Below are 13,463 nucleotides of genomic sequence, written 5' to 3'. Positions count from 1 at the left end.
CAGGCCGAGCGGTCAGGCCGAGCGGACGGAGACTCGGGCGCGGCAGGCGGGTCCGGGCCCGGCGACGAGACCGATCTGCGCCACCGCGACGTCGAGATGCGTCTGGGCGCCGCCGAAATCGGCCGCCTCGTCCGCGTAGAGGCAGTGCTGGGCCTCGGCCCGGACCGTGCGCAGGGCCGTGCCGGCGGCCGAGAACACCGTCACCGCGTAGACCTCCGGCTCGTCGAGCGGGATCTCGGCCGGCTCCCAGGCGTCGCCGTCGCGGCGGGCCCGCCGGATCCAGGAGAGCCGCACGCCGTCCGCCGCGCGCCGCGCCCGCAGGTGGACCGGCCGCAGCGGCGTCAGCGCCGCGAGGCCGGCCGTGGCGGTGATCTCGGCGAAGGCCGGGTCGGCCGGATCGCGATCCGCCGGCCCGATCCGGTAGCGGAACGCGCGGCCGACCTCGTCCAGCCGGTCGACCAGGGGCGTCACGGCGCCGTCGTCGAGGCGCACGATCAGGCTCCCCGCCAGGGCGACCCGCCCCGCCGCCGCCTCGCTGCCCGCGAGCCCGCGCAGGAAGCCGGACAGCCGGTAGGTGTCGGGCCCGGTCAGGACCGCGGACGCGGCGCCGAGCAGTTCCACGGTCCCGTCCGCACCGAGCAGGGCGAACAGGTTGCCCCCGGCCAGCATCGCGCCCGCCCCGATCGAGGCCAGCGTCGCGCCGCGCCGCAGGGCGACATCGAGATGCGCGCCCCGCTGGATGCGCCAGAGCGGGCCGGCCGGCAGCGCCGACAGGGTGCGCCCGAGGCAGGCCGGGTAGTCGACGAGGCGGTGCAGGGCGAGCGGCCCGTCGCCCGCGGCGCGCCAGATCGCGACCGCGCCGGGCCAGGGCTCGGCCGCCACCGCGCAGGACTGAAGGATCGTGGGGTCGCCGCGGTCGACCGGCAGGTCGAGGGCCAGGGCGAGCGGCGGGCCGGGAAAGGCGGGCGGCGCCACCTCGGCCCGGGCCATCGTGCGGGGCAGCCCGCGCCCGGGCCCCGCCCGGGGCGGCACCCCGCTCGCCTCGATCCGGCGGCCCATGGGCGCGTCGTCGATCCGGTCGATCCGGCGCAGGACCGCGCCGCCGGGCACGTCGGCCGGCACCGCCAGGAGGTCGCCGGGCTCCAGCTCGACCCGGCGCGGGCTCAGCGTGAACACCGCGGTGTCGCGGGCCGCGATCAGCCGGTCGAGCAGCGCCTCGGCCAGGCCGTCGGCGGTCTCCCGGCGGGTGACGATCGCCGCCTCGATCCGGGTCTCGCGCCGCCGCAGGCCGGCGGGCCGCACGGCCGAGGCCGCGGCGCGGCGGTAATCCGGGCTCTCGGAATCGGTGATCCCGAGCTCCACGGAGCGCGGCAGGGCGCTCTCCTCGGCCCGGACCTGGTGCAGGACCGGCCGCTCCTCCGACAGCCGGACGAGGTCGGTCTCGGCCAGGATCACGGGCCGGTCGCGCCGGGGACCGCGCAGCCGCAGGGTCCCGGCCACCGCCGAGACGTCGAGGCCGTAGACCTCCGCCAGGGTCTCCAGGGCGCCGCGCGCCGTGAGCGGCCGGTCGATCACGTAGCCGTCGAGATAGGCGGCGGCCTCCACGGAGACCGGCGCGTCGAACCCGAAATCCGCGAGGATCCGCTGGACCAGCAGGTCGAGGTCGCAGCCCTCGATCCGGCCGGTGATCCAGTGGCCGACCCGCCAGTTGGCGGCGTCGGCCCAGACGCCCCGCACCGTCGGGAAGGCCGGGAAGGGCCGCGCGTCCCAGGCCCAGACGAAGATCCCGTCGGGATCGACCATGCGGCCGCCGTAGACCGGCGAGACCGGGTTGTCGGCCTGCCGGAAGCCCGGCACGGCCGGGTCGAACCGCGCGATCACGGCCTCCAGCCCGCGGAGCTGGATCAGCTCGTCGCGCAGGGCGCGGGATTCCGGCGGGAAGGCGCTCTCGGACGATTTCGGGTCCGGGAAGACGTTGGGTCCGTTGGTGCCCTTGTCCACCGCCGGAACGCCGATCTCGGTGAGCCAGATCGGCTTGCCGGCCGGCACCCAGGCGGTGGTGCGGGTCTCGACGCCGCCGTCGCGCTCCACGTGCGGGCTCGACCACCACGCGACGAGGTCCTTGGCCCGGTAGATCCAGGGCTTGCCGGCGGCGCCGTCGGTGATCGGCCGGCGGGCCTGGGCGGCGCGGTCGGCCGCGTCGGCGTAGTACCAGTCGAAGGCCTCGCCGGACGCGCCCCGGGCCTTCAGATAGGCCCGGTCGGCGATGTTGCCCGTCACCGCGAGGTCGGCGTGGTCCGGGTCGTCGCGCCAGTCGGAGACGGGCGGGTACCAGTCGATCCCGACGGCGCCGATATGCGGGTCGGCGAACAGGTCGTCGAGGGGGAAGCGGACGGTGGCGCCGCCGTCGCCCACATGGGCGCCGTACTCGGTCCAGTCCGCCGCGTAGACCAGGGTGACGGCCGGGCCGAGGCGGTCGCGGAGCGCGGCGGCGAGGTCGCGCAGGGCCCGCACCGCCGGGTAGCCGGCCGCGCCGCGCACCCGGGTCAGGCCGACGAGCTCGCTGCCGATCACGAAGGCCGCGAGGGGCGTGCCCGAGGCCGCCCAGCCGGCCGCGAGGTCTGCGTAGTGCAGGACCGCGTCGCGGTAGCCACCCGCGAAGAAGGCCGCGACCTGCGCGTCGGCCGCGGCGGTCCCGTCCGGGCTCCCCGGACGGCCCGGGGCCGGATCGCAGGTGATGCGGCCGCGCCAGGGATAGGCGGGCTGCGCGGCGCCGGGGGCGTGCGGATCGGGGAGCGCGTTGCCGGCCGGCACGTCCATCATGACGAACGGGTAGAGCGACACCGCCAGCCCCCGGCGCGCCAGCTCGGCGATCAGCCGGGTCAGGCCCGCATCCGCCGGCGTGCCGCCGTAGGCCGGGCTGCCGTCCGGCAGGGTCGAGACCGTCTCGGCCCGGTCGCGGGCGATCCCGGCGACGCGCCAATCCTCCGGCCGGGCGCGCTTGTCGGCGGCCTCGACCTTGGGCACGACCCGGCAGGATCCCGCCCGCAGGTCGGTGCCGAACCACGTCGCCACCACGGCGACCCGGCGCAGGTTCGGGCACAGCGCCTGGAGCGCGTCGAGGGAGGCGATCACGTCGGTGCCGCGCTGGAGCTGGTGCCGGTTGGCGGCCTCGGTGCGGCCGAGCCCGAGATCGACCGTGACGCGGTCCGGATCGAGGCCGAACTCGCTGGCGCCGGGGATCAGGTCGACGGCGCGCACGCGGTCGAACAGGCCGTTGACCGGGCGGATCACCTCGAAGGCGAATTGCGGGACGCGGTTGCCGAAGGCCGCGAGGGCGAGGTTCTCGAACACCACGTAGGCGAGGCCGCGATAGGCGGGCGCGTTCTCGGCGCCCTCCTTGGCGACGATCAGCGGGTCCGGCTCCTGGCCGGGGTCGCCGGTATGGACCCGCAGGGTCAGGCCGGCTTGGTCGATCTCCCGTCCGTCCGCCCAGATCCGGCGGACGCAGGCGATCTCTCCCTCGCACAGGCCGACCGCGAGGTTGGCGAAGTAGCTGTAGCGGGTGGTGACAGTCCTCGGGCCGCCCGCGAGCCCGCCCAAGCCCTTGGCGGGCGCGGACGCGCGGGCGACGGTGGTGTTGGCGACCTCCAGCGGACGGGTCGCCCAGATCAGGGTGCCGCCGATCCGCGCCCGCCCGTAGACCCGCGGGATCGGATCGCCCTCGGTGGAGGTGAGCCCGGCGACGTCGGCGAGCCGCGGCCCCTCGACGAAGCGCGCGTGCCGCCCGGACCCCGACAGGGCGCCGCCGAGGGCCGCGCCCGCGACGGAGCCGAGCGCGCGCCCGACCAGGCCGCCGATCGGGCCTCCGAGGGCGGTGCCGACCGCCGCGCCGGCCGAAGACAGGATCAGCGTCGCCATGGCGGGGCTCCGGATCTGATGGCGGTATCGCGTGGACGGGTTGCCGGTCCGTATCCGATCGGATACGTTCGACCGGTGACGACGATCCTGCTGTCCGACACCGTCCGGACTTGGCTCACGGGCCTGAAGGATCACCGCGCCAGGGCGCGCATCGCGGCACGTATCCGCAGCGCGGGCTCGGCAATTTCGGGGATGCCAAACCGGTCGGGGCAGGTGTGTTCGAGATGCGGATCCCGTATGGCCCGGGCTTTCGCGTAAACTATGTCCGACGCGGCGAGGTAACGTACCTGCTCCTGTGCGGCGGCGATAAGTCCAGCCAGACCCGGGACATTCAGAGGGCCAAATCCATGGCCGCCTCTCTCGACGGAATCACCTGATGCGTTTCACACCGTTCGACGCCTCGGAATTCCTCGACAGTGAGGAGGCGATTGCCGAATACCTGGCGGCGGCGCTCGACGACCCCGACCCCGAGCTGTTCATCGCGGCCCTGGGCGATGTCGCGAAGGCACGCGGCATGGCGCAGATCGCCCGGGAAGCGGGTGTCGGTCGGGAGAGCCTCTACAAGGCGCTGACGCCGGGCTCGAAGCTCCGCTACGAGACGGTCCGCAAGATCATGGACGTGCTCGGCGTCAAGCTCACCGTATCGACGCGTTCCTCGTAGGCGCCGCAGCGCGCCGGAAACCGGAACACCCCCGTCGCGTGCCGCCGCCACCATCCGGTGAGCGCGACCTCGGTGACGGCGGCCCCGTCGTGGGCGTGGATCATCGCGCCGGCGCCGGTGGCGATGGCGCAGTGGCGGGCCGGCAGGTGGCGGCGGAAGGCGAAGAGCAGGACGTCGCCCGGCCGCGGCGCCAGGTCCGCCAGGGGTCCGGGCACCGGCACGAGGTGGCGGGCGGCCGCCTCGGTGAGCGGGTCGGTCCCGGGCGCGGCCGATTCCGCCCAGGTGCCGGAATAGGGCGGCGGCACCTCCGGCTCGGCGCCGTAGAGCCCGCGCCAGACCCCGCGCAGCAGGCCGAGGCAGTCGCAGCCCACGCCGCGCAGCGACGCCTGGTGGCGGTAGGGCGTGCCCAGCCAGAGCAGCGCCTCGCCGAGCGCCGCAACACCGATCTCTCGGCCGATCTCGCGCCGCATCGCGCTCATCGGAAGAGGCTCCCGCCGTCGAGGATGGGGTCCGAACCGGGGACCGCCCGCATGACCGCGTCGTTGCCGGGCATGTGCGGGAAGCCCTGGAAATTGACCGCGTTGGCGAAGCGGTCGCGGCAGGTGGCGAGGCGCTTGTCGCACCCGGCCGTCAGGCTGAACCCGTCGCCGGCGGCGACCGGTCGGGGCGGCACCGTCCAGAGCTCGATCAGCGGCCCGAGCTGGAGGCGCACGTCGGCCGCGAGCCCGGCATTGGCGCCCGTCGTCCAGGTCAGGCGCCCGCCGGTGAACAGGCCGTCCGCGAAGGACCCGGCGAGCGCCGCCGCGAGCGTGGCCGGCTCCGGGACGCCGCTCACCCGGCCGGCCGTCGTCCACGCGGCGCGGTCCACCCGGCATCGGGCATCGCCGAGATCGGCGCCGCAGGTCGCCCGGTAGGTGCGGCCCCGCTCGGCGCCGAGCCGGTGCGCGAGGCCGCGCAGCTCCGCCACGAAGGCGTCGCCGTCCCGGCGCACCTCGCCGATCGTGGCGACGTCGAGGAGGAGCCGGGTCTCGGGGCTGCTCCAGTCGACCAGCCAGGTCTCCACGGCGGCGCCGTCGTAGAGGCCGCCGGCGATGTCCGCCTCGGTGAGCCCGAGGCCGCTGAGCGCTCCCGCCACGTCGCCGCCCGAGACCGCGAAGCCGAGCTCGGCGCTGGCCTCGGCCGCCTCCAGCCCGGTGCGGGCGGCGTGGACGAGGCCCGCGACGGTGAGGTCGCGGTCATGGTCGGTGAAGCCGAGGGCGAGCCCGTCCCGCCGCCGCAGGGACCAGCAGCGGCACAGGGTGGTCACCCCGCCGGCGAGATGGGCCGCGAAGGCCTCCGGGATGTCGCGCATGGTGCTCCCCTCACGGCACGATCTCGACGAGCGGCACCTTCGGGATCTCGTCCGCCGCGAAGGCGGCGAGGTCGATGGTCAGGTCGTCGGTGTCGAAGCGGACCGGCACGTCGAAGGCGAAGCCCGCCGTCACGGCGGCGCCGGGCGGCGGGACGCGGCCCGCCGCGAAGGTGACGAGGCCGGTCGTCGGGTCGCACGCGAAGGCGCCGGGCTCGACCTCCCGGCCCGCCACCGCCACACGGACGCTGCCCGCCACCGGCTTGGCGATCCGACGGCGATAGGGCGCGAAGCCGGACCCGTAGGTTTTGACCAGCGGGAAGGACGCGGTGGCGCCGTCGCCGGTGCCCAGCGGTTGGTCGAGGGGACCCGTCGGCCGGCCGGGCGGCCCGGAGCGGTCGTCGACCCGGTCGCGGAACCGGAATCCGTAGAGCCGCCCGCGCCGCTCCTCGAAGAAGGCCAGCACGGCGTGCAGCGCGTCGAGGCCGCGCATCCCGAAGCCGGCCTCGTAGCGGCGGCGGGAATCGGCCCAGCGGCCGTTCCGGTGCTCCCGGCCCGAGGCCAGGGTCACGATCTCGGTCAGCCGCTGCGGGCCGCCGCCGGCGCGCAGCGAGACGTCGAGTGGGAACAGCACCTCGTGGAAGTCGTCGGCCATGACGGGCCTCTCCGGTTCGGGTGGCGACTGGGCCGCGCCGGTCTTCCGGGGCGTCACCGCCATCGCGAGCGCAGCGACGCGACCCAGGGCAGCGCGACATCCGTGACCGTGGCGCTCTGGGATCGCTTCGCTCCGCCCGCGAGGACGGAGGCCGGGCCGCAGATCCCGCGCGGCGCCCGGGGAACGGTATCGCTGCCGGATCGGAGCAGCTGAAAAAAGTCTTCCGGGAGGGTCTGGAAAATCAAAAGCGCCGTTCATCGACACGGGACGGCAGTTGATCGAAGATCTCCGCACCGAAGCGGATGTTCTCCGAAGTCCTCTCGGTCCGCACATCTCGGTTCACCGCGCGATCCGCACGACGCGGCGCCGTTCTGCCAGGGAAACCTTCCGATGAGCGCCATCCCCCAGCCCCTGCACGCATCCGCCCCCGCCCTCGACATCCGCCGCGTCGCCGGCCGCATCGGCGCGGAGATCCGCGGCGTCACCCTCTCGGGTGACTTGGACGACGGGACGGTCGCGGCGATCCGGCAGGCGCTGAACACCCACAAGGTGGTGTTCTTCCGCGACCAGGACCTCGACGAGGCCGGGCAGGAGGCCTTCGGCCGGCGCCTCGGCGACCTCGTCCCGCATCCGACCGTGCCCTCCCTCGCCGGCACGGCGGGAATCCTCGACATCGACGGCAGCCGGGGCGAGCGGGCGAGTTCCTGGCACACCGACGTGACCTTCGTGCCGGCCTACCCGGCGCTCTCGATCCTGCGGGCCGTGACGCTGCCGCCCTACGGCGGCGACACGCTCTGGGCCAACACGGCGGCGGCCTACGCGGACCTGCCCGAGCCCCTGCGCGACCTCGCCGACAAGCTCTGGGCGCTGCACTCGAACGTCTACGACTATGTCGGCGGCCGGGTGAACGTGTCGGAGGCCGGGCGGCGGCGCTACGACGAGGTGTTCACCAGGACCGTGTTCGAGACCGAGCACCCGCTGGTCCACGTCCACCCGGAGACCGGGGAGCGCTCGCTGATCGTCGGCCACTTCATCCAGCGGATCCTGGGCCTGACCACCGCGGATTCGCAGCACCTGCTGGCGATCTTCCACGACCACGCGACCCGGCCCGAGAACACCGTGCGCTGGTCGTGGCGGACGGGCGACGTGGCGATCTGGGACAACCGCGCCACGGTCCACCGGGCGGTGGACGATTACGGCGAGGCGCCCCGCGTGGTCCGCCGCGTGACGATCCAGGGCGTCGCGCCGGTGAGCGTCGACGGCCGCACCAGCCGGGCGCGGGAGACGGAGGCGCGCAGGGCGGCGTGACCCTCGACGGGCCGCGCGGCGGCCGTGCCGGCCGCCGTCACGTCGCCCGCTGGCCGCGCGCCACCGCTCGGGCGAGGCTGGCGGTCACCTGCGCCTCGGAGCGGCGGAAGGCGCCCGGATCGGGGGTCGCGATGTTGACCGTCACGGAGACCGGCCGCGCCGCGGCGCCGCCCGCGGCCACGCCGAGGCGACCGTCCGGCCCGCGGCCGAGGGGGAGGATCGCCTCCGGGCCGGCCTCGCCCATCAGGCCGGCGCCGCCCGCCATGGGGAAGTAGGTCGGCGCGGCCACGACGCCGCCGGCGGCGAAGGGCTGGACGCGGCCGCCCCGGAACACGCCCCCGCGGGCGAAGCCCGTCTCCGCGCCGGAGCCCAGCATCGCGCCGATCAGGCCCGTGAGGCCCGCCTGGATCGGCCCGGCCGCCGCCCGCGCCGCCACGCCGGCGAGGCGCGCCCCGATGGTGCCGAGCACGCCGTCGAGGCTGCGGCCGGACGCGGCCCCGCGGGTCAGGGCAGTGTCGAGGCTGCGGCCGAAGCTCTGCGCCAGCCGGTCCAGGGTCTCGAGCTGCCGGATCCGGTCGTCGGACAGCGGGGCCTCCTGCGGGTCGGTCTCGGCCATGGCGGTGCCTCAGGGTGGGTCGGGATGGGCGGCGAGGAGCCGCGCGAAGGCGGCGCGGGACAGCGGCTCCGGGCCGGCGCGCCGGCCGAGCGCCGCGGCGAACTCCCGCGGCGTCGCCGACCAGAAGTCGCGCGGCCGCCAGCCCAGCGCGCCGAGGCCGAGGGAGAGGGCCTCGTCCCAGGGAAAGCGGCCCGGGGCCGGACGCGGCGGCTTGTCCGCGTCCGGCCCTAGGGAGGGTTTGCCGGGCCCGGTGCCTCCCCGCCCGCCGCCTCCCCGCCCGGCGCTTCCCCGAAGGCCGCCGCCAGGACGTCGCCCAGGGCGGCCGAGACGGCGTCGAGCCCGCCCGCCAGCGGCAGCCGCGCCACCGCCGCGTCGTCGAGGTCGTGGCCGCCGCCCCGCAGGGCGACGCCCAGGAGGGCGATCAGGTCGCGGGCCGAGACGCGCCCGCCGGCGAAGCGCGCGGCGAGACCCGCGAGGTCGCCGGCCTGGAGCGCGGTCTCCAGCTCGGCGAGCGCGCCGAGGGTGAGGCAGAGCGTGTAGCGCCGCCCGCCGAGGGTGAGCGGCACCTCGCCGCGGATCCGGTTGGCCACGGCGCTCAGACCGCCGCGAAGGCGAGCGCGCCGCCGGATTCGAGGCTCATGTCGAAGGTGACCTCACCGGCATGGTCGCCCCGGTACTCCAGGCTCGCGATCTGGAACGGCCCCTCCAGGATCCCGAAGGCCGGGATCACGATCTGGAACACCTCGACCGCGCCCTCGAAGAACAGCAGGCGCAGGCGCGCGTCCGAGGCCTGGTCGCGGAACACGCCCGAGCCGGCGATCGCGGCCCGCCGCACCCCGGCCCCGGCGAGCAGCTCGCGCCAGCGCCCGGCGGAATCGGCGTTGGTGACGTCGACGGTCTCGGCGTTGAGGGTGATCTGGCGGCTGCGCAGGCCCGCCACCGCCGCGAAGCCGCCCGCACCGTCGCCGGCCCGGATCAGCAGGTCCTTGCCCCTCTGCGCGCCCATCGGCACCCTCCTCACAGGTTCTCGGTGACGGCCTCGACCGTCAGGGTCGCCCTGGCCTCGCCGGTCCGGGCGTCGCGCCGGGCGCGGACGGCCCGCACCCGGAGGGTCACGAGCCGGCAGCCGGCCAGCGGCAGGACGAGGGGCGTCGGGGCGTCCCGGAGGAGCGCCGCCATGCGCGAAGCGGCGTCGAGGGCGGTGCGCACCGAGCCCGCCTGGGCGATCACCGCGATCGCGTGGCTGTGCCGGTGGCGCTCGGCGCCGTCGACAGACTCGTCCGCGATCTCGGCGTCGCCGAACAGCGCGTAGACCGGGAGCGTGCCCCGCGGCGGCTCGTCGTAGAGCCGGACGCGGCCGCCCAGCAGCGCGGCCAGGGGGGCGTCGGCGGCGAAGCGGGCGATCAGGCCGGCGCGGAGTGCCAGGAGCGGGCCCGGATCGCTCACGACCGGCCCTCCCCGGGCAGCTCCTCGACGTGGCAGATCAGGTCGCGGCCCCGCGCGTCGGGCTCGGCGACGGCGCGGATCGCGAAGCGGCGCGGCCCGGCGGCGAGCCGCATGGTCGGGTCGAGCGCGGCTCGGCCCCGCAGGGTGACGCGGTAGGCGGGCCGCGTGTCGGTGCGGCCGCCGGCCGTTCGGTCGGCGAGTCCCGCCGGGGCGATCGCGCCCCACAGGACCGGGCCGGCCACGTAACGGCGCAGCACGCCCCCGAACCCGTCCGGCTCCTCCAGGGGCCGCTCGAGCACGAAGCGGCGGCGCCGCGCACCGAGGGGCGGGCGTTGGAACGAGGTCGCCATCGGGGAAGCTCCGGGTGCGAGGATCACAGCCGCAGGCGCCGGAACGGCGCGCCGAGCGCGGCGGCGTCGGTGCGGGCGGCGTCGGGCTCGTCGCCGCGACGCTCGTAGCGGGCGGCGGCGAGGCGCAGGATCGCGAGGCGCAGGGGCTCGGGGAGCGGCGGCCCGTCGCCGCCGTACCCGGCCGCGACCTCGATCAGGATCGTGCGGCCGGCGGGATCCGGCGCGGCCGGATCCACCTGCAGCGACGGCGCCCCGTCCGGGTCGGGACCGAGGCGCACCAGCCCGGCGTCGAGGTCGGTGACGCCTCCGGACGGGTCCGCGAGGCCGGCGCGGAGGATCGCGACCAGCGGGCTCAGGGGCAGCGGCACCTGCCCGTCCGGCGGCCAGGCCGTCAGGGCGATCCGGTACCGGCCCGGGACCAGGATCCGCCGGGTCTCGATCTCCAGGCTCGCGCGGGCCACCGCGATCAGGGCCTGGAGCAGGCCGTCCTCGTCGGCGCCCGCGTCGGAGTCGACGCGCAGGTAGGCGCGCAGGTCGGGCACGCCCACCGGCTCGACGGCGGCGGCGGCGATGCGTAACGGGATCATCGCGCGTCTCTCTGCAGGTGGTCCGATGCCGATCTCGAAGCGCCGCCCGGTCGCCCGCGCCGCGCGGGTAGCGACCGTCACGGCGATCCTGGCGCTCGCGGCCGTCCCGGCGCGGGCGATCGTCGGCGGCACCGAGGCGCCGGCCGGCGGGGCCGTGATGGTCCTGTCGTCGAAGGGCGGTGTCTGCACCGGCGTGGTGCTCGCCCCCGACACGGTGCTGACTGCCGGCCACTGCCTCGCCGACGCCAAGGAGCACCGCGTCCATTTCCGCGACGCCGCCGGGGCGCCGGTGCTCGTCGACGTCACCGCCCAGGCGGTCCATCCGGGCTACGACGCCGGCGCGGCCGCTTCCCGGCGGCGCTCCGTCGATCTCGCGCTGCTGCGCACCGAGACGCCGCTGCCGCCGCGCTTCGCGCCCGTGACCCTGAGCGCCGCCCCGGCGCGGGCGGGCGAGACCCTGACCCTGTCGGGCTACGGCGCGGCCAAGCCCGGCGACCCGCGCTCCACCGGCACCTACCGCAGCCTCGGCCTGCCGGTGATCGAGCCCTACGGGCCGAGTCGCATCCTGGTCTGGCTGAAGGGCGCGGGCGGCGGCGCCTGCCAGGGCGATTCCGGCGGCCCGATCGCGGGACCGGACGGGGCGGTGCTGGCCCTGTCGGCCTGGATCGGGGGCGCCTGCGGCGGCCTCACCCAGGGCGTCCTGGTGGGGCCGCAGCGGGGCTGGATCGACCGCGTGCTCGACGGCTGGGACCGGACGGCGCGCTGGGCGCAGTAGCGGCGCGGCACCGCGTACGCAGGGAACCTCAGCTTGGCCGGGCTATTGCCTTGCTCTAGGCTCACTCGATCTGGGGCCCCTCGCCCCAGGCTCCCTCGGCGCCGCCTCCGGCGTCCCCCACCCGCGCCCGCGCGCGCCCGGAGTTCCCGATGTCCCCTCGCCCGATCCGGAAGGCCGGCCCCCGCGAGCGCAGCCTGCGCGGCGGCCTGTGGGGCGGGTTCCTGGGCCTGTCGCTGCTCGGCGCCCTCGGCGGCCTGCTGCCCACGCCCGCCGCCGCGGTGATCAACGGCACGACGACGCGGGACCCGAACGGGGCGCGCAGCTTCGTGGTGCGGATCGAGAGCACCGAGGGCGAGATCTGCTCGGGGACCCTGATCGCCCCGGACCTCGTGCTGAGCGCGGCCCACTGCGTGATGCGGCCGGCCGGCTACACGGTGATCAGCGTCGACCGGAACTTCCGCCAGCACCGGACCGCGGTGATCACCGCCTCCATGCACCCGGACTTCGTGCCCGGGACGACCCCCGAGGACCAGCCCGGCGTCGACCTGGCGCTGCTCAAGCTCGAGCGCCCGCTCGGCAACGACTACGTGCCCCTCGATCCCCGGGGCGCGGGCTCGATCACCGACGGGCAGCCCGTGGACATCGCGGGCTTCGGCGTGGTGGCCGAGAACCGGCGGAATTCGGCGCGCATCCTGCGGCTCGCCCACCTCGTGTCGATCGGCTCGCTCCAGGTCGCCAACCGGGTGACCGTCGTCACCGACCGGCGGCGCATGGCCGAGACCTCGGGCGCCGGCGCCTGCCTCGGCGATTCGGGCGGCCCGATCCTGACCGGCGGCCCCGGCGGCTACCGGATCGTCGGCGTGGTGAGCTGGTCGAGCGGCGCCCTGCAGCAGGGCGCGCGCCGGACCGCCTGCGGCGGCTTCACCGCCGTGACCCCGGTGGCCGAGCATGCCGGCTGGATCGCCGCGCGCACGGCGGAGCTGTCGCGCATCCAGGTCGGCGACGCCCTGCCCCGCGGCAACCGGTCCGACTGGATGGCCCGCCCAGGCCGCCGCCGCTGAGGGGCCTGACCGCGGCCCGACCGCGGCAAAGCCGCTGCCCGCTCCCGGATCCTTCGCGCCTGCGGGAACCCGGGGGCCGATCGGCACTTTTCGCATCCGAACCTTCCCGGCTCACGGAGCGAGAGCATGGCCGACACCGGCACCAGCAACACCCCGCGGACGCACAAGACCCGCAACAACACCGACTCGAACGCCAAGAAGGTCTCGATCGAGGCGCTCAACGCCCGGCTCGCGGACGGCATCGACCTCGCCCTGGCGATCAAGCAGGCCCACTGGAACCTCAAGGGCCCGCAGTTCATCGGCGTCCACGAGATGCTCGACGGGTTCCGCACCCAGCTCGACGAGCTGAACGACAGCGTCGCCGAGCGCGCGGTCCAGCTCGGCGCCACGGCCTTCGGCTCGACCCAGGCGGTCGCCGAGCGCACCAAGCTGCCGGCCTACCCGACCGGCATCTACGCCATCGCCGACCACATCGCCGCGCTGATCGACAGCTACGCCGCCTACGCCAACGCGGTCCGGCAGAACATCGACGAGACCGACGAGGCGGGCGACCCCGACACGGCCGACCTGTTCACCGAGATCTCGCGGGCGGTCGACAAGCACCTGTGGTTCCTCGAGGCGCACGTGCAGGAGCCGACCGGCACCCTGCGCGACGGCAACGCGGGCCGCTGAGCGCGGCGCCCCGCCTTCGGGCGGGGCGCGACCCGACGCGATCGGGGAAACGAAAATGCCCGG

General features: G+C 76.0%; 15 protein-coding genes and 2 pseudogenes. 6 read left to right on the top strand and 11 right to left on the bottom strand.

Annotation, left to right across the window (positions count from 1 at the left end):
• Positions 1-12 precede the first annotated feature (12 nt).
• The gene (locus tag ACLBYG_RS05135; protein WP_447680795.1) at positions 13-3,921 is read right to left on the bottom strand and encodes a baseplate multidomain protein megatron; all 3,909 of its coding nucleotides are present in this window, start codon (positions 3,919-3,921) and stop codon (positions 13-15) included.
• A 75-nt stretch (positions 3,922-3,996) separates the two neighbouring features.
• Between ACLBYG_RS05135 and ACLBYG_RS05130 the strand changes: the two are divergent.
• Both ACLBYG_RS05130 and ACLBYG_RS05125 read left to right on the top strand, forming a co-directional pair.
• Positions 3,997-4,298 (top strand): annotated as a pseudogene (locus tag ACLBYG_RS05130) (type II toxin-antitoxin system RelE/ParE family toxin).
• Positions 4,298-4,582: an addiction module antidote protein gene (locus ACLBYG_RS05125; RefSeq protein ID WP_056527585.1), complete on the top strand. Its 285-nt coding sequence runs from the start codon at positions 4,298-4,300 to the stop codon at positions 4,580-4,582. The pseudogene ACLBYG_RS05130 and the gene ACLBYG_RS05125 overlap by 1 nt, the downstream one beginning before the upstream one ends.
• On the opposite strand, the gene ACLBYG_RS05120 is transcribed toward ACLBYG_RS05125, so the two are convergent.
• From ACLBYG_RS05120 to ACLBYG_RS05110, 3 genes are read right to left on the bottom strand one after another with little or no spacing between them, the layout of a single operon-like run.
• Positions 4,513-5,061 (bottom strand): NlpC/P60 family protein, encoded by a 549-nt coding sequence (locus ACLBYG_RS05120; protein WP_447680794.1) that lies wholly within the window; start codon positions 5,059-5,061, stop codon positions 4,513-4,515. The two genes, ACLBYG_RS05125 and ACLBYG_RS05120, sit on opposite strands and share 70 nt — an antisense overlap.
• The gene (locus ACLBYG_RS05115) at positions 5,058-5,933 is read right to left on the bottom strand and encodes a DUF2163 domain-containing protein (protein WP_091676194.1); all 876 of its coding nucleotides are present in this window, start codon (positions 5,931-5,933) and stop codon (positions 5,058-5,060) included. Before ACLBYG_RS05115 ends, ACLBYG_RS05120 begins: the two co-directional genes overlap by 4 nt.
• 10 nt (positions 5,934-5,943) lie before the next feature.
• Positions 5,944-6,585: a phage distal tail protein, Rcc01695 family gene (locus ACLBYG_RS05110; protein WP_447680793.1), complete on the bottom strand. Its 642-nt coding sequence runs from the start codon at positions 6,583-6,585 to the stop codon at positions 5,944-5,946.
• A 390-nt stretch (positions 6,586-6,975) separates the two neighbouring features.
• Between ACLBYG_RS05110 and ACLBYG_RS05105 the strand changes: the two genes are divergently transcribed.
• The gene (locus ACLBYG_RS05105) at positions 6,976-7,893 is read left to right on the top strand and encodes a TauD/TfdA dioxygenase family protein (protein WP_447680792.1); all 918 of its coding nucleotides are present in this window, start codon (positions 6,976-6,978) and stop codon (positions 7,891-7,893) included.
• A 37-nt stretch (positions 7,894-7,930) separates the two neighbouring features.
• Here the strand turns inward: ACLBYG_RS05105 and ACLBYG_RS05100 are convergent, their stop codons facing one another.
• The 7 genes and pseudogenes from ACLBYG_RS05100 to ACLBYG_RS05070 all read right to left on the bottom strand — a co-directional run bounded on the left by ACLBYG_RS05100 (position 7,931) and on the right by ACLBYG_RS05070 (position 10,892).
• Positions 7,931-8,509 carry a phage tail tape measure protein gene (locus ACLBYG_RS05100; protein ID WP_447680791.1) on the bottom strand — a complete coding sequence of 193 codons (579 nt, stop codon included), beginning with the start codon at positions 8,507-8,509 and terminating at the stop codon, positions 7,931-7,933.
• A gap of 9 nt (positions 8,510-8,518) precedes the next feature.
• Positions 8,519-8,683, bottom strand: a pseudogene (locus ACLBYG_RS05095) (phage tail assembly chaperone); the annotation flags it as partial.
• A gap of 53 nt (positions 8,684-8,736) precedes the next feature.
• The gene (locus tag ACLBYG_RS05090) at positions 8,737-9,099 is read right to left on the bottom strand and encodes a gene transfer agent family protein (RefSeq protein WP_091977854.1); all 363 of its coding nucleotides are present in this window, start codon (positions 9,097-9,099) and stop codon (positions 8,737-8,739) included.
• A gap of 5 nt (positions 9,100-9,104) precedes the next feature.
• Complete coding sequence (locus ACLBYG_RS05085; protein ID WP_447680790.1) at positions 9,105-9,515, bottom strand: phage major tail protein, TP901-1 family; 411 nt, start codon at positions 9,513-9,515, stop codon at positions 9,105-9,107.
• An 11-nt stretch (positions 9,516-9,526) separates the two neighbouring features.
• A complete protein-coding gene (gp17, locus tag ACLBYG_RS05080) occupies positions 9,527-9,955 on the bottom strand; it encodes a tail completion protein gp17 (protein ID WP_447680789.1) in 429 nt (142 codons plus the stop codon).
• Positions 9,952-10,305 (bottom strand): head-tail adaptor protein, encoded by a 354-nt coding sequence (locus ACLBYG_RS05075; protein WP_091926462.1) that lies wholly within the window; start codon positions 10,303-10,305, stop codon positions 9,952-9,954. The genes gp17 and ACLBYG_RS05075 overlap by 4 nt, the downstream gene beginning before the upstream one ends.
• Before the next feature lie 23 nt (positions 10,306-10,328).
• Entirely contained in the window at positions 10,329-10,892 is a 564-nt protein-coding gene (locus ACLBYG_RS05070) for a head-tail connector protein (RefSeq protein WP_447680788.1), read from the bottom strand.
• A 25-nt stretch (positions 10,893-10,917) separates the two neighbouring features.
• Here ACLBYG_RS05070 and ACLBYG_RS05065 point away from each other — a divergent pair, with 25 nt between their 5' ends.
• The 3 genes from ACLBYG_RS05065 to dps all read left to right on the top strand — a co-directional run bounded on the left by ACLBYG_RS05065 (position 10,918) and on the right by dps (position 13,400).
• Entirely contained in the window at positions 10,918-11,667 is a 750-nt protein-coding gene (locus ACLBYG_RS05065; RefSeq protein ID WP_447680787.1) for a S1 family peptidase, read from the top strand.
• A 149-nt stretch (positions 11,668-11,816) separates the two neighbouring features.
• Positions 11,817-12,728: a S1 family peptidase gene (locus tag ACLBYG_RS05060; protein ID WP_020090922.1), complete on the top strand. Its 912-nt coding sequence runs from the start codon at positions 11,817-11,819 to the stop codon at positions 12,726-12,728.
• A gap of 126 nt (positions 12,729-12,854) precedes the next feature.
• Positions 12,855-13,400: a DNA starvation/stationary phase protection protein Dps gene (gene dps / locus ACLBYG_RS05055; protein WP_012321876.1), complete on the top strand. Its 546-nt coding sequence runs from the start codon at positions 12,855-12,857 to the stop codon at positions 13,398-13,400.
• Positions 13,401-13,463: the final 63 nt, after the last annotated feature.

Source organism: Methylobacterium sp. D53M, assembly GCF_053345625.1.
Note: the sequence above shows the minus strand (reverse complement) of the source record. Positions and strands in the feature narration are given on the sequence as shown.